Annotated in this window: 23 protein-coding genes and 1 tRNA gene; 10 read left to right on the forward strand and 14 right to left on the reverse strand. The window is 52.7% G+C overall.

The window, feature by feature from the left end; genetic code table 11:
- Positions 1-11: 11 nt before the first annotated feature.
- From IPH19_01500 to IPH19_01530, 7 genes are all read left to right on the forward strand, one after another.
- Complete coding sequence (locus tag IPH19_01500; protein ID QQR61122.1) at positions 12-806, forward strand: hypothetical protein; 795 nt, start codon at positions 12-14, stop codon at positions 804-806.
- Between the two features lie 77 nt (positions 807-883).
- On the forward strand, positions 884-1,348 hold the full coding sequence (locus IPH19_01505) for a hypothetical protein (GenBank protein QQR61123.1): 465 nt from the start codon (positions 884-886) through the stop codon (positions 1,346-1,348).
- 17 nt (positions 1,349-1,365) lie between these two features.
- Positions 1,366-1,887: a hypothetical protein gene (locus IPH19_01510; protein ID QQR61352.1), complete on the forward strand. Its 522-nt coding sequence runs from the start codon at positions 1,366-1,368 to the stop codon at positions 1,885-1,887.
- A 77-nt stretch (positions 1,888-1,964) separates the two neighbouring features.
- Complete coding sequence (locus IPH19_01515; GenBank protein QQR61353.1) at positions 1,965-2,813, forward strand: transketolase; 849 nt, start codon at positions 1,965-1,967, stop codon at positions 2,811-2,813.
- Positions 2,814-2,819: 6 nt separating this feature from the next.
- Entirely contained in the window at positions 2,820-3,842 is a 1,023-nt protein-coding gene (locus IPH19_01520; protein QQR61124.1) for a DUF4349 domain-containing protein, read from the forward strand.
- Positions 3,843-3,847: 5 nt separating this feature from the next.
- On the forward strand, positions 3,848-4,831 hold the full coding sequence (locus IPH19_01525; protein ID QQR61125.1) for a transketolase family protein: 984 nt from the start codon (positions 3,848-3,850) through the stop codon (positions 4,829-4,831).
- A 236-nt stretch (positions 4,832-5,067) separates the two neighbouring features.
- The gene (locus IPH19_01530) at positions 5,068-5,667 is read left to right on the forward strand and encodes an NUDIX domain-containing protein (protein ID QQR61126.1); all 600 of its coding nucleotides are present in this window, start codon (positions 5,068-5,070) and stop codon (positions 5,665-5,667) included.
- A 6-nt stretch (positions 5,668-5,673) separates the two neighbouring features.
- Here the strand turns inward: IPH19_01530 and IPH19_01535 are convergent, their stop codons facing one another.
- The 3 genes from IPH19_01535 to IPH19_01545 form a co-directional block, all read right to left on the reverse strand.
- Positions 5,674-7,053 (reverse strand): FAD-binding oxidoreductase, encoded by a 1,380-nt coding sequence (locus IPH19_01535; GenBank protein ID QQR61127.1) that lies wholly within the window; start codon positions 7,051-7,053, stop codon positions 5,674-5,676.
- 94 nt (positions 7,054-7,147) lie between these two features.
- The gene (locus IPH19_01540; protein QQR61128.1) at positions 7,148-7,450 is read right to left on the reverse strand and encodes a hypothetical protein; all 303 of its coding nucleotides are present in this window, start codon (positions 7,448-7,450) and stop codon (positions 7,148-7,150) included.
- A gap of 42 nt (positions 7,451-7,492) precedes the next feature.
- Positions 7,493-7,921, reverse strand: coding sequence for a histidine phosphatase family protein (locus IPH19_01545; GenBank protein QQR61129.1), 429 nt, complete (start codon positions 7,919-7,921; stop codon positions 7,493-7,495).
- Positions 7,922-8,028: 107 nt separating this feature from the next.
- Here IPH19_01545 and IPH19_01550 point away from each other — a divergent pair.
- A tRNA-Asp gene (locus IPH19_01550) sits at positions 8,029-8,106 on the forward strand.
- Positions 8,107-8,217: 111 nt separating this feature from the next.
- The gene (locus IPH19_01555; protein QQR61130.1) at positions 8,218-8,448 is read left to right on the forward strand and encodes a hypothetical protein; all 231 of its coding nucleotides are present in this window, start codon (positions 8,218-8,220) and stop codon (positions 8,446-8,448) included.
- A gap of 66 nt (positions 8,449-8,514) precedes the next feature.
- Here IPH19_01555 and IPH19_01560 read toward each other — a convergent pair whose 3' ends face one another.
- Positions 8,515-9,024: a hypothetical protein gene (locus IPH19_01560; GenBank protein QQR61131.1), complete on the reverse strand. Its 510-nt coding sequence runs from the start codon at positions 9,022-9,024 to the stop codon at positions 8,515-8,517.
- Between the two features lie 59 nt (positions 9,025-9,083).
- Between IPH19_01560 and IPH19_01565 the strand changes: the two genes are divergently transcribed.
- On the forward strand, positions 9,084-9,935 hold the full coding sequence (locus tag IPH19_01565; GenBank protein QQR61132.1) for a DUF4105 domain-containing protein: 852 nt from the start codon (positions 9,084-9,086) through the stop codon (positions 9,933-9,935).
- On the opposite strand, the gene pyk is transcribed toward IPH19_01565, so the two are convergent.
- The 10 genes from pyk to IPH19_01615 all read right to left on the reverse strand — a co-directional run bounded on the left by pyk (position 9,932) and on the right by IPH19_01615 (position 19,628).
- Positions 9,932-11,332: a pyruvate kinase gene (gene pyk, locus IPH19_01570; protein QQR61133.1), complete on the reverse strand. Its 1,401-nt coding sequence runs from the start codon at positions 11,330-11,332 to the stop codon at positions 9,932-9,934. The genes IPH19_01565 and pyk overlap by 4 nt on opposite strands.
- A gap of 1 nt (position 11,333) precedes the next feature.
- The gene (locus IPH19_01575) at positions 11,334-12,437 is read right to left on the reverse strand and encodes a trypsin-like peptidase domain-containing protein (GenBank protein QQR61134.1); all 1,104 of its coding nucleotides are present in this window, start codon (positions 12,435-12,437) and stop codon (positions 11,334-11,336) included.
- Between the two features lie 27 nt (positions 12,438-12,464).
- Entirely contained in the window at positions 12,465-12,950 is a 486-nt protein-coding gene (nrdR, locus tag IPH19_01580; GenBank protein QQR61135.1) for a transcriptional repressor NrdR, read from the reverse strand.
- A gap of 9 nt (positions 12,951-12,959) precedes the next feature.
- Entirely contained in the window at positions 12,960-14,411 is a 1,452-nt protein-coding gene (gene ftsZ, locus IPH19_01585) for a cell division protein FtsZ (GenBank protein ID QQR61136.1), read from the reverse strand.
- A 191-nt stretch (positions 14,412-14,602) separates the two neighbouring features.
- Positions 14,603-15,868, reverse strand: coding sequence for a cell division protein FtsA (ftsA, locus tag IPH19_01590; protein QQR61137.1), 1,266 nt, complete (start codon positions 15,866-15,868; stop codon positions 14,603-14,605).
- Positions 15,865-16,239, reverse strand: a complete 375-nt coding sequence (locus IPH19_01595; protein QQR61138.1) for a diacylglycerol kinase — start codon at positions 16,237-16,239, stop codon at positions 15,865-15,867. Before IPH19_01595 ends, ftsA begins: the two co-directional genes overlap by 4 nt.
- Complete coding sequence (gene ybeY / locus IPH19_01600) at positions 16,236-16,685, reverse strand: rRNA maturation RNase YbeY (protein QQR61139.1); 450 nt, start codon at positions 16,683-16,685, stop codon at positions 16,236-16,238. Before ybeY ends, IPH19_01595 begins: the two co-directional genes overlap by 4 nt.
- Positions 16,682-18,004, reverse strand: a complete 1,323-nt coding sequence (locus tag IPH19_01605) for a fibronectin type III domain-containing protein (GenBank protein ID QQR61140.1) — start codon at positions 18,002-18,004, stop codon at positions 16,682-16,684. Before IPH19_01605 ends, ybeY begins: the two co-directional genes overlap by 4 nt.
- Positions 18,005-18,007: 3 nt before the next feature.
- Positions 18,008-18,856, reverse strand: coding sequence for a hypothetical protein (locus IPH19_01610; GenBank protein ID QQR61141.1), 849 nt, complete (start codon positions 18,854-18,856; stop codon positions 18,008-18,010).
- Between the two features lie 31 nt (positions 18,857-18,887).
- Positions 18,888-19,628 carry a hypothetical protein gene (locus tag IPH19_01615; GenBank protein QQR61142.1) on the reverse strand — a complete coding sequence of 247 codons (741 nt, stop codon included), beginning with the start codon at positions 19,626-19,628 and terminating at the stop codon, positions 18,888-18,890.

A 19,628-nucleotide genomic window follows, 5' to 3' on the forward strand; every position in this document is an offset into this window, starting at 1 on the left:
ATCCACACTTTATGAAGCATTTGCTTCGCCGCGGTTTGGCTACAGCCGGCACGCTCGCCATGATGGCCGCTCCGCTCGCTTCCCAGGCCCAATCTGTTACTAGCGCTTTTTCTGCTGGTGACTTGATCAAGGGCTCCGGTTCCACCGTTTACTACTTTGCCCCGACTGGAAAGCGCTTTGTTTTCCCGAACGACAAAACCTACTTCACCTGGTACACCAATTTTAACGGTGTGAAGCGCATTAGCGACGGCGCCCTCGCTTCCATCCCGCTGGGAGGAAACGTGACCTATCGCCCAGGAGTAAAGATGGTTAAGATCACGACCGATCCTAAAGTCTACGCTGTCGACCAGAACGGCGTGCTCCGCTGGGTCAAGACGGAACAGATCGCTGAATCGTTATTTGGTCTTGCTTGGAAGAGCCGCATCGACGACGTACCGGATGCATTTTTCACCAACTACCGCGTTGGTAACCCGATTGAACTTTCCGCCGAGTACAAGCCAGCTGACGTGATGACGCTCACTGCGACCATCGCTCAAGACAAGCAGATGGATGAAACCCTTGCCACGATTACCATTGGTAACGTCGACAACGGCTTTGTTCCAAAGACCGTCACGATCAAGCGCGGAACGACTGTCACTTGGACGAACCGCGACAACAATGTCCACAATGTAACCGGCTCCGGCTGGTCCTCTGGCGACATTGCTGCCAACGGCGAGTACAAGCGCAAGTTCGACACGAATGGTTCGTTCGAATACCGCGACACCATCAACCCGGCCAACACAGCCACCATCAACGTCGTGAACTAGTCAAGCGTTACAGCCGACAAACCCCGCCAATCCGGCGGGGTTTGTTTTTTCTCCGAAACGGCGTAGAATAGCGCCATATGTTGAAGAAAACCCTAGGACTCATTGCCCTCTTGCTGCTTGTCATTGTCGGTGAAGTTTTCTGGCTTAGCCAAAGCGACATCCAAGGCAAGTGGATGTCTCGAATGCAAAACGAGATCACAAGACCAACGGACTCGATGTTTGACGATGACACATCTGCATTAGACATGTTTGGTGACGATGGGTACGGAGATGAGATTGATTCAGAGTCATTGGTAACTGCGGGAACGGTTGCAACACTCGGAAATGCCAACGGTAGTGTTACCGTTACTCGTGAAGGCGAGATTCTTGCACTTTCCCCATTCATGCCACTTCTCGTCAATGACGAAATTCAGACCGGAGCTGATGGAAGAGCAGAGATCGGTTGGTCAGGGTATGGTCGCACGTTGATCGCCCCAAATACAAAGCTGACGATTACGGTAGCTCAGCAGGGTGAAACAGAAGAAGGGATCATGGCAAGCTAAAGCTTGAGAGCGGACGCATCTGGACGCGTCTTGAGAAACTTCTTTCTGCGGGATCCAGTTTTGAGGTGAAGGCTTCAAATGTTGTCGCTACGGTGCGCGGCACAAGCTTTGGTGTCGGTCTTGATCAGCCAGGCAAGGTCGAGGTGAAGGTCGCGGAGTCGAACGTGCAGATCGCACGTACGGTAGATGCGGATTCTGACGAGATCGTCGGCTTCCCTATCACGATGGGTGCTATGCAGCGCATGGAGATGGCTGAGAAGGAGACCTCCCTTCCAAAGCCAACGAGTATGACGGCAGGCGAAATGGAGAAGGACGTGTTCTTGATGGAAGGTAATATCAAGGTTCCTGAGGAATATCTTGATATGGAATGGATGGCCTTTGTTGAGCTTATTCTGAGCCAAATTCCAGCTGATCAGATGCCGGCAGACTTTGATCGCGAAGCCTTCATGGAATACATGCGCCAAGTCCAGGCACAGATTCCGGATGAGGTAAAAGAGCAGTACATGCAGGAATATAATTCAGGAATGTACTCGAACTAAAAACAACATAAAAACACCCCGTCAACGGGGTGTTTTTATGTTATGATGGTTTTATGATGCGGTCTAAATCGCAGCCAATGATGACGATCTCGGATCTCGAGAAAAAGGCGTATGCCATTCGCCAAGACATCATTACGGCGCTCGTCGCTGCCAAGAGCGGGCACTCGGCTGGACCGCTTGGGATGGCGGATATTTTTACCGCACTCTATTTCCGCGTATTGAATGTCACGCCGGAAACACGCAATGACGAGGATCGCGATCGCGTTGTCCTTTCCAATGCGCATATTTGCCCTGTGCTTTATGCAACGTTGGCACAGCGAGGATTTGCCAAGCGCGATGTTTTTTTAAAAACGCTGCGCAAGATGGGAAGCCCGTTCCAAGGACACTCCAATAACCATTTTGACATGGGTATTGAGACATGCGGCGGTCCGCTCGGCCAAGGACTGTCTCAGGCTGTCGGCATGGCTTTGGCGGCGCGTATGGATGATGCTAAATGGCGAACCTACTGCCTGATGAGCGATGGCGAGCTGGATGAAGGCCAAAGTTGGGAGGCTGTCATGTTGGCTGGAAAGGAACGTTTGAGGAATCTGACCGCGATCGTTGATCGCAATAACATCCAAATTGATGGCTACACGGAAAACATCATGCCACTTGAGCCTTTGGCTGATAAATGGCGATCCTTCAACTGGCACGTGATAGAAATCGACGGACACAATATTGGGCAGTTCCTGGATGCGGTCGGTGAAGCAAAGGCGGTTTATGAAAAGCCAACCGTGATCATCGCCCACACGATACCGGGTAAAGGCGTGAGCTTCATGGAAAATCGTTTTGAATGGCATGGGAAACCGCCAAACCAAGAAGAAGCCAAGGAAGCCATGATCGAACTAAGAACGCTGCAAGGACAGATAACAAGCGAACACCAATAACATTTTATGCCTCCATCCCCTATGCGCCCAGCGCGCCCATTCATCTACATCGTCGTAGCGTCAGTTGTTTTAACACTTTTGACCGTTGGTTTGATCTGGAAAGCTACAGAACAGGTTTTGCGTCTTAAGAACTCTAGTTTTGCCGAGCAGTCGCAGGGCACGGCGGGTGGCTTTGGCGGAGGCATGGCTGTTGGCTCGATTGCCCCCATGGCCATGGACGATGGTTATTTGGTGCAGCGAGAAGAGGCTGGCAAGGCCGCTGACATTGCCTACTATCCGTCACCGTCACCAATCATGCCGCCGACGACTCCAGGCGCCGGACCAGATGACCGCGATCGCGTTGGACAAAAGATTATCCGCAATGGATCGCTCACCTTGCGCGTTGATGATGCTTCCAAGCGTCTTGAAGAAGCGCGTTTGATCGCGGAGCAGAATGGCGGATTTGTCGCGAGTGCAAATTTGAATGATCGCGCCGGTGTAAAGACCGCGTATGCAACCTTGCGTATTCCGACGGATAAATTCCGTATCGTCGCCGACTCGTTAAAAATGCTCGCCTCGACGGTTTTTGATGAATCGGAAAATGGCCAAGATGTGACGGACCAGTATGTCGATTTGGAGGCGCGTCTCAAGGCAGCAAAAGCTGAGGAAGCGCAGTACATGGAAATCTTGAAAGATGCACGCACGATTGAAGACACGCTCAATGTGACATCGCGTCTCGGTGAAGTACGTAGCCGTATCGAGCAGATGGAAGGCCAGATGCGCGGCCTTGAGGATAGAACGAGCTACGCAACGTTGAGCGTCACCATGACGGAAGAAGCTCGCGTAGAAGCTCCTACACGCGTCTGGAAGCCAGGCGAGACGCTTAAAGAGGCTATGCGCGCCTTGGTCGAGAGTCTCCAGGGATTAGCCGATGCCTTGATCGCCTTTGCGGTATTCTTTGTCGGTCTTGTACTACCGATTCTCATTGTTCTTGGTTTGATTGCCTGGTTTGTACGCTGGATGCTGCGCCGTGTGATGGGTAAGAAATAATGACTATGCCAGCCGTTCCTCTTCATCCAAAACTGTTCCGCAAGGACGTCGAGCAAATCCCGACGCGTAATGGTTATGGGGACGGCTTGGTCGAGATCGGCAAGAAAGATAAACGCGTCGTCGTCCTGACGGGTGACTTGGCGGAGTCGACGCGTGCGCATCTTTTTCAGAAAGCGTATCCGGATCGATTTGTAGAATGCGGGGTTGCCGAACAAAACATGATGGGTGTTGCGGCCGGCATGGCGCTGGCTGGAAAAATTCCATTTGTGAGCTCGTACGCCGTATTTGTCCCGGGAAGAAATTGGGATCAGCTGCGCGTGTCGGTTTGTTATACCGGCGCGAATGTAAAAGTGGCCGGCGCGCATGCCGGGATTTCTGTTGGTCCCGACGGTGCAACCCATCAAGCGCTAGAGGATATCGCCATTACACGCGTACTCCCCAATCTCACCGTGGTCGTTCCTTGTGATTATCTCGAGACAAAGAAAGCAACGATTGCGCTCGCTAAAATGGTTGGTCCAGCGTATTTCCGATTTGCGAGAGAAAAAACACCAGTGATGACGATCGAGAAAACGCCATTCAAAATCGGTAAAGCAAATGTAATGCGCGAGGGAAAAGATGCGACGATCGCCGCTTGCGGACCGCTTGTCTATGAAGCGCTGGTAGCTGCCGAGCTACTCGCGAAAGATGGGATCGATGTTGAAGTCCTGAACTGTCATACGCTCAAACCTTTTGATGAAACGACTTTGGTGAAGAGCGTTAAGAAAACGGGCTGTTGTGTCACGGTTGAAGAGCATCAAGTCACCGGAGGTTTGGCCGGCGCTGTTGCCGAAACACTAGGCCGAAAGCAACCGGCGCCGATTGAAAATATCGGCATGCAGAATTCTTTTGGTGAATCCGGGGAAACCGAGGAGCTGCTCGCGAAATATGGAATGAAAGCGAGCGATATCGCTAAAGCCGTGAAGCGCGCGTACAAGCGTAAGCAAGGTTAATTTTTTGGTAATATTTAAACACAATTTGCTTGACAAAAGCCCCAAAAAGTGCTATAGTTAATCTGAGTGCTACAGCTTGTTTGTCTCAAGAAACGTCGCTAAGAACAGGGTTATTAGCAAAATTCTTGAGATGAGCCCTAGCTCACTCGTGCAGGTCAATACTTATTAAGATTCAGGACGGATTTGCCTCCGGCGGCCGTCGTTTTTAGACCCCTATACGGGTCTTATCATCGTCTATGGAACAGTTAGAAATTGTACATGCCCGTAACGGGCAACCGACCGGCCAGATCCTCCCGCGCAATGAAGCGATTGCCGCGGAAGCTTGGTGCCGTTCAACCAACATCTTTATTTTGAACTCGCGCGGCGAGATCCTTTGTCATAAGCGCTCCATGCAAAAAGAACGCATGCCTGGCGCTTGGTACACCCATCTCGGCGGCCACGTTGGTGTTGGCGAGACTTGTGACGAGAATGCCTTAAAGGAAGTGATGGAAGAGGCTGGCATCGAGATCACGGCAGACCAGCTCGTAAAGTGGCGCACGACCCGCGCCGATGGTCCCCGCTTGTGGATGCATGACTATGTCGCGCTTATTGATAAGCCGATTGAAGCGTTTACGCCTCAGCCGGGTGAAGTCGATGAATTCCGCTGGGTGAGCTTTGATGAAATCATGGCGAACCAAGAACTCTATCCAGATATCTGGTATCCGGGTTATCACGGTTTTAAGGCCGAGTATGAATGTATCCGTTCCGCCCTTGTCGCCGCCCATCACCTTGGAGCGATCGAAGTGCCGGAGGAACTTCATGGCTGGGCTCCGGGGCTACTCCTGCTCCCCGCCTAAGATCGACTAGATTGCGCACCGCAAATCCTTCGGATCAAAAACTGAAGGTTTTTGTTTTTTACCAGCGAGTATAGATGCAATTTTCTTACCGCCGTAAAGCGATGGAAGGATTCCGATTCCGTTACAACCAAGGTTGTACATCAAGACCGGGTTACAAGGCTCGGCGCCGATAATACGCAGACCTGTTTTGGTGTAGCCCATGAGCCCATGCCAGTAAAAATCAAATTCTTTTCCGACTTCCGGAGCGTTTTGATAGGTTCTACGAATAAACGTTTGGAGACTTTTTGCGATCTTAGGCGGAAAAGCCGCGTTTCTGTTATACGTTTTATTTTCCGGCAGCATTTCCTCGGGTCCGCCGAGACATACCAGGTTATGCTGTACGCGCTTCTCGGCCTCATGCGGACGCCGAGTCAAATAAAAATAGATATCTCCCTGCTCTGATTTTTTGGTGTCTTTTGGAAAATAGCTGATTGCCGTCGGCGGACGATCGACCGGTTCAAGACAGGCGCTCATGTAGCCGATCGTTCCTTGAATCTCGGCATGGAAACGGCTATCAATCTCTTGCCCATAGCGGTTGATGAGCGTGATCTGCTCAAAACCATTGGTACAAAGGACGATATGCTTAGCATCAATATGATGTCCATTTGAATGGAGGGAGGCGCCTTTTTCTTCCAGCTCTACAACACCGACCGGGCTGCGTTCAAAAAGCTGGAAACGATCCGGATAATTCTTCAGCAAGAATCCGGCGAGCTCCTCTGTGAATGTCGCCGAGTTGAGACAGCCTTTTTGCGCAGCAGCCGCCGCCTTGTATTGCGCATCGTCTGTCTCGAGCAGTGAGAGAATTTCCTTGTGCGAAACCACGCTAAAAAATTTGGAATAAGGCTTCAACTCTTCTGCCCAGGCTTCTGCGGCTTCATGCGAGACAAGATGGATATCTGTTTTCATTCCTGCCTTGGAAAGCCAGAGGGTATCCTCAAGAAAAGAGGCGAACTGCGCTCCTGTAGAACAGCCGAGATAGCCGGTGCATGCGTAAAGCGTTGACGACATACTTGTTTCACGGATCACCTCTTCCAAGTCTGTCCAAGCCGTATTGATAGCGTCTTGCGCATGCGCAGCGAGATCAAGGCCGTATTCTGCAACGATTTCTTTTACCGGCTTCTCAAAATATGTCACGACTTGGCCGGCATTGTGACCAGTTGCGCCATGAGCAACAAGATTCGCCTCGAGCAAGATCACGGATTTTTTTGTGTTCTTGAGCGTATAGTAGGCGGTCGATAATCCGGCGATTCCACCGCCGATGATCGCGATGTCGGCTTCTTTGTTGCCGTCTAGGCGATCTTCCGGGCGCGTGCGCTTGAGCTGCGCAATCCATGGCGAGTTATTCATGAGAGATAGTTTGACGCGTGCGCTTTCCCCTGCCAAGACGCTCCAAAAAAAACGACATCGCCCCCTCCCAAAGCTTTGGGAGGGGGGCGCAGTGTTATCCGGTTCTTTTCTTGCTCGGCCTAATGGGAGGATTTTGCAGGACGGCTTTGAGGCCGCGGAACGATTTGGTGACTTGCGAAAGCGACCAATCCAGCTGGTGTGCAACAGCCCGCGGATCGGTCATGACCAATGCGTAGAGCATCTCTGACTCGTTGATAACGCGATCGACGAGGAGTGGCAGCAATTTCTGGGGAACGAGGAGCACGATCTCCTCCCCTTCATATGCGAGCTTGGCTCCAAAGTCGCGATCATCCGGAAAACGCTCCGGAGTCGCGACCACGCGGTATCCGCGAGGCATGCGTTTATCTCCGGGTAAAATGGACCTGTTTTGGAGCTTGCCTTATTTTGAGGATTTTGGCAACGGTCCGACAGGCCGCATCGTTTTAGCCTCAGCATCGATCAAATAGCCGCAACCGATTTCTGTAATCGGCGGCTCTTCCTGCCCAAAAACACGGCTCCAGGAGCGTAGCCATCGACTTAGGACGGGCAGGTGGCTAATGAAGATAATGCCATTGGGCTCGGTGGGCGGAAGAAGGTCGGATAGATCGCCGTCCATGCCGATCCGTTCATCGGTAGTCATCGGGATATTCAGCAAGCCTGACAGGATTACAGCCGTTTCCTGGGTACGGGTGCTGGGCGAGCAGCGGAGCTCTGACCAAGGCCCAAGACCTTGTAAAACCGCTCCTAATTCATTAACCGCCTCGGCCCCGTCAGGGGTCAGGGATCCATTGCCGAGATGGTATCCGGCGTGGCGAATAAGGGCGAACATAAGGCTTAGAGGGCTTGCCAGACGGCGAGGGCTTTGGTAAAGTTTTCCGCGCCTAGATATCGTCATCGTTCACCTAACGCTTGGCGACGTCAAGAATCAGACCACGTGGGTGCGTGGTGTAGCCCGGTTAACACGTCTCCCTGTCACGGAGAAGATCGAGGGTTCGAATCCCTTCGCACCCGCCATATACAAAGCCTCCCGAAAGGGAGGCTTTTGTTTTCCATAAATGACAAACCCCGCCAGAAGTTTCTGGCGGGGTGGTCAGCAGGTCAGTCGAGTCGGCGACTGTTCAGGATGTGGGAGAAGCGGATCGTGCGACGATCGGGGTTGTCGCGGGGATGTCCGCGGAAGGTCAGCGCCGGGACGAGGACGAGCAAGTTCTCGTGCGGTGGGTCGCCTGGCGTCAGATGGGCCTCGACGACGTAGCCGCGGACGCATTCGGAATCGAGCTTGAACTCGAATGGCTTTTGCCGATGGTTCAGCCATTGATCGAGGAACTCGATCTCAAGGGTTTTGGGCAGCGATGAAGCGAGCACTCAGGAACCTCCTTGTGGGCTGCGATTAAATCACAGCCTGACGAGCGCGTCAATGGATCAAAGAGGCTTCATCCGAGCGAAGTCGGGCTCGAGGATCGTGATGTACCCGAACCGGACACGAAGCTCCTCGAACTTTTCCGCAAGGAAGTTGGCGTCGTGCCTGTTGGCAGGACGACGCGTGAGGTCGTACATCCCCTCGTAGAACGAGAGGATCTCGCTCAGAAAGACGCGCTCGGTTTTTTCACGACCGAGCATTCTCCAGACATGCAGCGAAGCACGGGAGAACAAGTCCAACTGAAAGCCGGTGGTCTCGGACCCCTCTTCCGAGAGATACAAGTTCACAAAGCTGTTGAGCGGACGCATCGCGGTTCCCTGATGTTTCGGGACCACGATCAGACGGTCCTGCCGCTTCCGCCAGAACACGGCCATCGTCTTGTCGCCTTCCGCAAAGAGGATGACTTCATCCGTCTCCTGTTTCACGAGCGGCTCGCCTTCAATGGTCAGAAAATGTTCCCACACTCGTTCTCCATCCATTACCCACACTCCTTTCAAAGGTACGGAAGACATAGATTAACCGACGCTCTGCGATCCGACAAGGTGACAATGTGCTACGCTTATCCCTATCTATGCATTGGGCAAAAATACGATTCTTCCTGCGCTATATTCTTGTCATTATAGGCATAACGGTAGCGATTTTTCTTATTTGGCAGGCAACCAAACAAGTTCCGACGGAAGGCAACTGGCAAACTCCCCTATCCCGCTTGTCGACGGCGGAGTTTCATGGCGATCTGGTTACGGTAAAAAATGTGCGGAACTTTCAATACAAAGGCAGCGAGGAAGAGGCGGATCTTGTTCCGGGGTATTACGATAAAACCTATGATCTCTCCAAGGTTTCCAAGGTCTGGTATGTGAGCGAGCCGTTTAAAGAGATCAGTGTTGCTGCGCATACCTTTCTTTCTTTTGAGTTCTCCAATGGCGATTATTTGAGCATCTCGATCGAGGCGCGAAAGGTTAAGGGTCAAAAATATCGCCTCTCGCTTGGGCTGCTGCGAACATATCCATTGATGTATATCGCGGCTGATGAACGAGATGCATTACTTGTGCGCGCCAATATCCGCAAAGATGATTTGTATGTTTATCCGGTACGGACAACGCCGGAAAAAGGACGATTGCTCTTGGCTGATATTTTGCAGGAAATGAATCGTTTGGCGGAAAAGCCGCAGTGGTACAACACGGTTACGGATAATTGCACCTCGCGCATTGCTTGGCATGTGAATCGCGTGACGCCGAACCGGATTCCAAATACGGCTTGGGAAGCTTATGTCACGGGTTATGCGGATGCCTTTGCGCTGAAGCACGGACTACTTGATACGGATCTACCACTTGATGAGGCACGCAAAAAATACCGTGTTACAGAACGATCGCAAGAAATTGGCGATCTACCAGATTATTCAAAACGGATTCGGGAATGGGATTAGATTTTACGCAGCTCGACCAAATTCACTGATCCGGATTCTCCGAGCGGCTCCCCTGCTACGATCACAACTTCATCGCCGGAGGCAGCGAGCTTATTTGTTTTGAGAATTTCCAGGCTCTCTTCAATCAGTTTTGGAACAGAATCTGCTTTTGCGACAACATAACCACGAACACCCCAGGAAACATTCAGCTGACGAACAACACGATCCGAGGTAGTCATGACGTAAATCGGTTGATCCGGACGCTCGCGAGAAACAAGGCGCGCAGAATCTCCTGTGAGCGAGGCGACGACAATCGCTTTTGCATTGCTTGCACGGCCAAGAATCGAGGCGATATTGGTCATCGCGACTTCTGATTCCTCGGTACGGCGCATTTCCGGCGTGATGTCGTCATACTTACTTTTCTCGGTTTCCATGATCGTTGCTGTCATGGTTTTTACCGCCTCAAGCGGATGGGCGCCGCTAGCGGTTTCTCCAGAAAGCATGGTTGCGTCGGCGTGGTCGATGACCGCGTTGGCGATATCGGAAATTTCTGCGCGCGTGGCTCGCGGATTCTTGATCATCGAATCGAGCATTTGTGTTGCGACGATGACGGGCTTGCCGGCTAATCGACATTTGGCAATCAGCTCTTTTTGAATGACAGGAACTTTTTCAGCCGGCATCTCAATACCAAGATCGCCGCGCGCAACCATGATACCGTCGACCTCTGCGATAATCGCATCCATGTTGGCGACGGCTTCTGGCTTCTCAATTTTGGCAATGACTTTAATTCCCGGATCTCCGATGAGCTTGCGCAACTCCTGAACATCTTCTGGTTTACGAACAAATGAAAGCGCGATCCAGTCGACGCCCTGCAAGACGCCAAAGGCGATGTCCTCTTCATCCTTGGTTGTGATGGCCGAGATTTGCGTATCGGTTTCCGGAAGGTTCAGGCCCTTGTGGGATTTGAGCGTGCCACCTGTAATTACTTCGCAGTTTACATCCTCCCCTTTTACGGATTTTACAACGACCTCAAGCAGACCGTCGTCGAGCAGTAGACGCTGACCTTTTTTTACGTCTTCGTGGAGGTTTGGGTATGTGACAGGAATCTTCTTTGGAATTTCGCCGTCTCCGGAAGTAAAGATAATCGGTTTTCCGGCGACGAGCTCGACACCAGCCTCTGGCAGTTCACCTACGCGAATTTTTGGCCCTTGGAGATCCTGAAGGATACAGAGTGGTTCACCTGTTTTCTCCGAGGCTTCACGGATGCGCTTGATGAGCTCCGCGTGCTGCTCATGCGTACCATGTGAAAAATTGAGACGGCAAACATTCATTCCCGCTTCAACCAGCTTCACGAGTGAGTCGACGGTGTCGGAAGCGGGACCGATCGTGCAAACAATTTTTGTATGTTTATTAACCATATTATTCAATACTTGCCCGATCGCCGAGCGTGAGCTGGATATTCAGGGTTTCTTCACCGCGCTCGACGACAAGCGTTACGACATCTCCTGGATTAAACTTGGCCATACGTCCTGCAAGCGGATGATCGACATCGAGTTTTTCTCCTGCAAAAGAAGTGATTAGATCACCTGGCTTTAAGCCGGCCTTTTCTGCAGGAGAGTCGACGAGCACAGCTGGCTCGCTGCGTGTTCCCTCGGCAATACGCGCACCCTCGACTTCCATATCATAACGAATGCCAATCCATGGACGGACAATACGGCCAAATTGGCGAACGGAATCAACGGCACGGCGGACAGCATTTGCCGGCAGGGCAAAACCAAGAGACTGCGCTTCGCCAACCGCTGTATTGATACCGATGACGCGGCCTTGGAGGTCGATCAATGGACCTCCGGAATTTCCGAGGTTAATCGGGGCATCGGTTTGAATAGCTTCTTCCAAAATTTCTGCCGTTGCTTCATCGTCACCCGCCCAGAGACGACGGTTCACTCCGGAAACAATTCCCATCGTTACAGAGTTCTGGAATTCTGCGAGCGTGTTGCCGATGGCGATGACGGATTGGCCAGGCCGGACCGTATCGCTATCGCCGAGCTCAAGCGCTGGAAAATTTGTACCTTCAACCTTCAGAACAGCAAGATCAAGTACAGAGTCGATTGCCAGAACTTCTGCGGGATATGTTCTTCCGTCGTTTGTGACGATTTCATACTCAACATCTTTTCCATCGAGTACATGACGATTGGTAACGATGAGGCCGTCCGTTGAAATAAAGAATCCCGATCCTCCGGCGATCTGCTCGCGGCCTCGCGCATTGATCCAGCGATCACCAAACGGATCTTCGCCTTCTTCCTTGGACAAGATATCGATGGAAACGACGGAGGGCATGACGCGATCCACGAGATCAGCAACCGGCTCCGAAGAAACAGATGGGATGCTAGATAGCGGGATCGGAATTCCCTCGCCACGCTCTCCGAGCTGCGTGATAACAAAATAGCCACCAGCCGCACCAGAGACAAAGCTAGTACAGATGGTAGCAACCAATAAAAGACCGGATAGCAAGCGAGGCTGCATATCCGGTATTATACCTGAATATTCTGTTTATTTCTTGCTACCGGATTTGCGCGACTTTCCTTTGCTTGCACGAAGTCGATCCAGCTCAGCCTGAAAGGTGTCTACGTCCTCAAAACTGCGATAAACCGAGGCAAAACGGATATAAGCGACTTTGTCGAAGGTTTTGAGATTATCCATCACCACCTCTCCGATGGACTGGCTGCGGATTTCCGTCGAGTCGATACGCTGGAGATCGCGCTCGATCGCGTGGACGAGTCCACGGAAGTCGGAGGCGGTGTGCGGACGCTTTTCCAAGGCGCGTCTTAGGCCGCGTTCCATCTTGTCGCGATCGTAGACTTCGCGCGAGCCGTCGCGTTTGACGATCGTGATATTCAATAATTCGATTTCTTCCAGCGTGGAGAATCGATATTCACAATGATCGCATTGGCGGCGACGGCGAATGGAAGTTCCGTCTTGCGAAAGACGCGTGTCTAAGACACGCGTTTCCGGATCGTTGCAGACAGGGCAATGCATAGCCCCATCCTACATCATCTTCTTGCGGATGAAAGCCGGGATTTCCAATTCATCATCCTCGCTGGCTGCTTTTTTAGGCGCCGGAGCTGACTGAGGCGCTTGTACCGGACGCGGATTCATCGGCGCGTAAACCGGTTGGCTTACATGCGGCTGCTGGGCAGCAGGAGCTGGGGCCGGAGCCATCTGGCGTGGCGCTGGTGCTGGTGCCGGGGCCGGAGCTTCTTCTGCGATTTCCGGCTGTCGCTGCGCCTCTGCTTCATTTGGCTGATTACCAAATGAGTTCAGCATGTTGGAGAAGAATCCTCCGCCCTGCTGATTTGCGGCTGGGCGCGGATTCTGGATCGGCATGCGGTTCAATGGCTCCGCTGGAGGCGCTTCATTAACGTAAGAGCGCGGCTGTTGCTGCGACATCGGCGCTGGGTTCGGTTTGGCCGGAGCGGGCGCTTGAGCTGGGGCCGGCGTTGGAGCAGGAGCGAAATTTACTTTGGCTGGTTTGGCAGAAACGGAATTCTTTTCAAAGCCAGTGGCGATGACCGTAATCTTGATTTCATCCTTCATGCTCTCATCAAGAATCGTGCCCCAGATCATGGCGACATTTGGATCTGCGGCCTGGCTGATAATCTTGGCCGCCTCCGTAACATCCTGCATTGCGAGGTTGGAACCGCCGGTGACAATGAAGAGCACGGCTTTGGCGCCGTCCATCGAGACTTCAAGAAGCGGCGATGCGACAGCAGCTTTGGCGGCGTCGATCGCGCGGTTATCGCCATGTCCGCGACCAATACCCATGAGAGCGGAGCCGCGACCAGCCATGACAGTGCGCACGTCGGCAAAGTCGACGTTAATCAAACCTGGAACGGTGATCGCCTCGGAAATACCCTGAACACCTTGACGAAGAACGTCGTCGACGGTTTCAAAGGCTTCAACCAAAGAAGTCTTCCGGTCGATGATCTGCAAAATGCGATCGTTCGGAATCGTAATGATGGCATCGACTTGTCCGACGAGTTTTTCAAAACCTTGCTCCGCAATTGCGCGGCGCTGAGCACCTTCAAAAGCAAATGGCTTGGTAACAACAGCAACCGTGAGCGCGCCTACTTCTTTTGCGATCGCGGCAACAACAGGGCCTGCGCCTGTTCCGGTTCCGCCTCCAAGTCCGCAAGTTACAAAAACCATGTCCGTGCCTTTGAGAAGCTCGCGAATTTCATCCGCGCTCTCCTCTGCGGCACGCTGCCCGACTTCGGGGTTCATGCCTGCCCCCAAACCGCGCGTGACCGTTTTACCAAGATGTACTTTTAACGTTGCTTGTGATTTGTGGAGTGCTTGAACATCCGTATTCATGGCGACAAACTCGACGCCGCGAATTTTGGAAGCGATCATGCGATCGACAGAAGAACCACCAGAGCCACCGACTCCGATGACTTTGATCTTCGCAAATGTTTCGATATCAGGTTTGACTTCAGCCATATATTTGAGTACATCGATGGTTCAATTTCCTCTACGTTGACACAAAAAATGTTCTTTACCCGATGACAATACGCTCTATGCATCATGAGGGCAAACCATTGTGTCAAGACTCCATAATCACGCAACATAATCATCAGCCGCAAAAGACTGGGCATTATGATGCGTGACTATGCTGCGTGACCATAGCCTCCCTACGGGATGAACGATTTGAAAATCTTCTTGAGAGGATTGGTTGCTTTCTTCAGCCATTGATCTCCCGCTTGCAAGCCACCCATGCGTCCGGAGCCTGCCGGGTCTCGCTCGTCTTCAAATCCGTATAAAAGCAAACCGATCGCTGTTGAAAAAGCCGGGTCATGCAACACCTCGCCGAGCGGCGATGAGATCTGTGGAGCCGGCGACAATGAAGCCGGTAGGCGCAGTGTCGTACGGGCCATCTCAACCATACCGCGGAGCTTGGAGCCGCCGCCGGTCAGAATCGCGCCAGCTGGAAGCAAACCTGAGCGCTCAATTTTACGAAGTTCTGCTTCTACTTTTTCAAATAATTCTTCTACACGAGCCTGTGCAATTTCCGACATGAAGCGCGGGCTTACCAATTCTGCTTCTGCAGCGCCGATCTCGCGGAGATCGACCATGTCATATTGATTTACCCCTTCTGGAATAGCGCTTACAAAAGAACGCTTAGCTGCTTCCGCGACATCAAGCGATGTACGCAAACCAATAGCAATATCGTTTGTAATATGATCTGCGCCGATTGGGATAACGGAAGCGTGGAGTAGTTCACCGTCCTCAAAAACAGCTACCGATGTCGTGGATGCACCGATGTTTACGAGAACAACACCTAGCTCGCGCTGACGCGAGGTCACGACAGCATCAGCGGCGGCGAGCGGCGAAAAAACAAGGCCGCTTACATCGACATTGGTGCGCATGACGGCTTGCGTCAGGTTTTTGACATGGCTTGATAGCCCCTGGATCAAACAGACTTCTGCTTCCAGACGCACGCCTTGCATGCCGACCGGGTTGCGGACCCCTGGCTGATCATCGACCGTAAAGCGTTGAGGGATACGATGAAGTATTTCAAAATTAGCCGGGTTCGCATTGGCTGATGCCATGTCGAGCACGCGTGCCTGGTCCTCTTCACGAATCTCAGAATCTGGTCGTGAAACACCAACAACGCCTTTAACTGTCTTCGCATGAACATGAACTCCCCCGATTCCGATATAGGCATCGTTGATCGGAACGCCGATTTGGCGCTCGACGCGATCGAGACAGGCGGAAACGGCGGCGGTTGCATCGTCCAAAGATTTGATAGCGCCTTTGGAGATACCGGCGGATGGAACTTCTACCGCACCAATCAAATTGATCGTCTCGCGCTTATCCTGACCAACAACAACTTGGCCAACCGCCAAACGAATGGCGGAGCTTCCTAGGTCGATGCCGGCGAGAATGCGGTCCTTCATAAGCGCATGGCGATATCAGCGAGTTTTGGACCAAGAATCAACAAACCAAGGACCAGGGCAAACATGGCGGCCAAGAGCACGCTTCCGGCCATCAAATCTTTGATGTCACCGGCATATTCATGCAACCGAGGTTTTGCGAGATCAACAAGACGCTCCAAGCTACTGTTGAGCAATTCTAGCACCAGGACGAACATCGTCACAAGCAAAAGAATTGCTCGTTCCCAAAGGTCAAGCGGAAGAACGAATAAGACCACCATAACCACAAAAGCAGCTACGACCTGGAGTCGAAAACTGCGCTCGCTACGGAAAGCGAGGGCGAGGCCACGGAAGGCATGGCCAAAACTACGGGCCAAAGACTTTAAGGCGCTCATACGGATATGATTGCGTCCACGACGCGCTCTTGCAAGCCAAACATTTTTTCCTCTTCTTTGGCTGTTGCATGGTCAAATCCTGACAAATGCAAAACTCCGTGAGCGATTAAACGCAGCAGCTCTTCACGAAGCGTCATTCCGCGGCGAGCGGCTTCGCGTTTTGCATACGGAACACACACGACGATGTCGCCGAGGTAGTGCTCCGTTTTCAGGTGTCGGTTTTCAGTAGGGGCAGGGGCTGGGGAAAACGAAAGAACATCCGTCGGCTTATTCATGTGACGGAATGTTTTGTTTAATTTTTGCATCGCCAATTCCGTGACGAACGACAAGCTTGCCACTTTTTTGGAACGCGTACGCAAAACACGCGCGAGTTCTTTTTCTAATTTGCGCATGTCTGCCGGTTTCAACATAGCCGGTAAACGATTGGCGAGTTCGATAACGATCATGGCGTCTGGGTCGTCGAAGTTGCCGACGAGGTTGTTGAAATAAAGTCACCTGGTCCTTGAAGTGCCGCGTTTACGATTTCCGGACTTAAAACCGGAGCACCGCTTAAGCGCAAGGAGTTCAGCATCATTTCAAAACTCGTTCGGAAGTTGATGAAAGGTTTGGTGCCGTTATCGTAGACGATCTTGAAGACTTTTCCGTCCCAGGCAAAGAACGCATCGAGACGATCTGCGCCAAGCAAACCTTCCAAACCTCCCTTTGTCGTAATCGCGCGCGGACCCGTGGATGGAACACCCGGATTGGCCGCCAAATACCATTCAAGCAGCGATTGACCCTGAGCATTGTCGACAAGCTCGATGCGATACGTTTCACCTTGACCGGAGCGAACCGTTGCCCTGGATCCGTCCGTTGCATCGAGACTTGAGGTCCAACCCTTTGGTACAAAGATCGACCAGCCAGCTGGAGAAACGAATGGCGTCACGAGGCCGGAGTCGACCAAACGGACAGGGGCGGTGGCACCTGGGTTATAGAGATGAAACACTTCGTTACCATCGAGGAAGCCGTCGCGGTCGGTGTCTGGAACGCGTGAGTCGGTGCCGAAGACCGTTTCTTCAATATCAGACAAACCATCCGAGTCGGAATCGAGGCCGCCAGGCGGCAAGCTTGGCACAACCGGGGCAGGGATCGTGGAGGCAACATCGACATTTGCTTCGTTTGATGGCGATGACTCTCCGCCTGCGCCGATCGCGATCACACGATAGGAATAGGATCGACCAGCTTGAACGCTTACGTCGAGGAAGCTCGTGCTATTAGAAGGAAGGTTGGTGACCGGAACATAGGTAGCAGCTGTTTCTCGGCGCTCTAATCGATAGCCCGTCTCATCGCCAGCTGTATCAATCCATGCCAAGGCCACGGCGGTTGTGCCGCTAGCGATCGACGCTGTGAGGTTAGAGGCGGCGTTAGGAGGCGTACGAACGACCACCGGAGGTGTAACAACTGGCTGTGTGGGCGGCTTGAACAACAGGTCGCGGTTGAACCAGACAAAGCCGCCTACAACCAAGAGCAAAAGGATGATGATGAGTACAACAAAAGGCCAGATCGGGCGCTTTGGCAGCGGACCAGGCATCGGGGCTTTGGCAGGCGGTGGAACAACCGGTTTTGGTAGGGCCGACTTTTCCATCTCGGCTTGCGTCTTTCCCTCCATCTTCAAAGCCATGCCATAGTATTTTTCTGGCATCACGACAATCTCCGGTCCTGCATTAGCAGGACCGGATGTTGGCGGCTGTTGAGCGGGAGCGCCTGGAGGCGGAGGGGGCAACATAGTTTAGAGTGTGCAGTCAGGCTTGGAGCATTTACCTTCTCCACGAGGATTGTAGCCGTTCTTGATTTCTGCTCCGTCATCGTAGGTATCGCGGTCGGTGTCGCGGTTTAGAGGATTCGTGCCATACTTCATGACCTCATCGCCATCACTCGCTCCGTCTACATCTGAATCTGGTTTTGCCGGATCGAGACCAAGCTCGGTTTCACGACGATCGGATAATCCGTCTCCATCCGCATCAGCTTCTGCCTGCATCGTGGTTGTGGGAACTTCATCGACTGGCGGCGGATCATTGGTAACACTGGTCGGAAGAGGGATACTGACGCCGTCTGGAGGAGTTGTGACTGGAGGAAGGATCGGCGTTGGTTCAGGTGTTGGTGTTACGGCTGGCGCAGATGCAGGTGCGGAAGGAACCGGCGTAGGTGTTGTTGGCTGTGGCGTCGGCGTTGTCGTTGTTGATGGTCGTGTTGGCGGCGTGATCACGGGCGGAGTTACCGGCGTACGAATCACGAACCACCAAAAGGCGAATCCCGCACCAGCGACAACAAGCAGAACAACGACGATGATTGCAAAAATTCTTCCGTAAGAAACATGGTGGACGATCTCTGGCGCAAGCGGTGCTGACGGACGTGCGCCCATACCAGAACTACCCGGCTTCTCCATGTTGGAGAAAATATCCTCTGGCTCTGCTACGCCCGGCTTGGGCGCAGGTACTGGAGCAGGAGCGGAAGGCACAATTGGCGGTGCTAAAGGCGGAGCCGTGGGCGGTGTTGGCGGGGGCGGCGGAACAGAAGAGCTAGCCCGAGCCGGAGGAGGCGTCAGCGGTTCAAATGGAAGATTTGCAGGAGGGTTCATAGGGCAGGTGTCAGTGATCGGTGGTCAGGGATCAGGGAATACATGTCTCGCGAGCGCAGCGGCCTGGACCAAGCGGATTATACCCTGATTGTACCTCGCTACCGTCTTTAAAGGTGTCATTGTCACTGTCGGCACGGAGCGGGTCGGTTTTATAGGTTTCAACTTCTTGGCGATCCGTGAGTCCGTCTCCATCCGTATCAGCATTGTTTGGATCCGTACCGACATTTCTTTCCTGTTCTATCGTGAGGCCATCGCCGTCGGCGTCGGGACTTGGAGTTGCTGCCGCTGGCGCCTCGGGCTGAGACGGTGTTGTTGGCGAGGAGGTCACGGATCTCGTTGATGAGACCGTAGAGAGACGGCGATTCGTTTCTTCAATTCTCTTTTCCACCGCCCCTGCATCCGCCTGCGTTGGATTTGATTTAAGAACGTTTACTTCTTCCGCGTCATTATACCCGTCGCCATCCGTATCCCCTTCTGCCGGGTTAGATCCAAGCTGCGCTTCTTGATCATCGCTCAAGCCGTCACCGTCGGTATCTTTTGGCATTGCTGCTATGCGCTCAAGCTCCTGTTCTGCCAACCGCGAACGCTCTGCATTCATTTGACCATTTCCAACCGGTACGAGGACCGCAGGACCAGAAGGCGTGTTGATCGTCGTGATCGGCTGCAGATCCGCGGTAGCTCGGATGCGAAGAAGCACGACAAGAATAATAAGACCGACAACGGCTATGCCGCTGAGGATCGAACCGATAATAATGAGTTGTTTTCGTTCCAT

The organism is Candidatus Uhrbacteria bacterium (assembly GCA_016699205.1).
In the GTDB taxonomy this organism is placed as follows: Bacteria; Patescibacteriota; Patescibacteriia; order 2-12-FULL-60-25; family 2-12-FULL-60-25; genus CAIXDN01.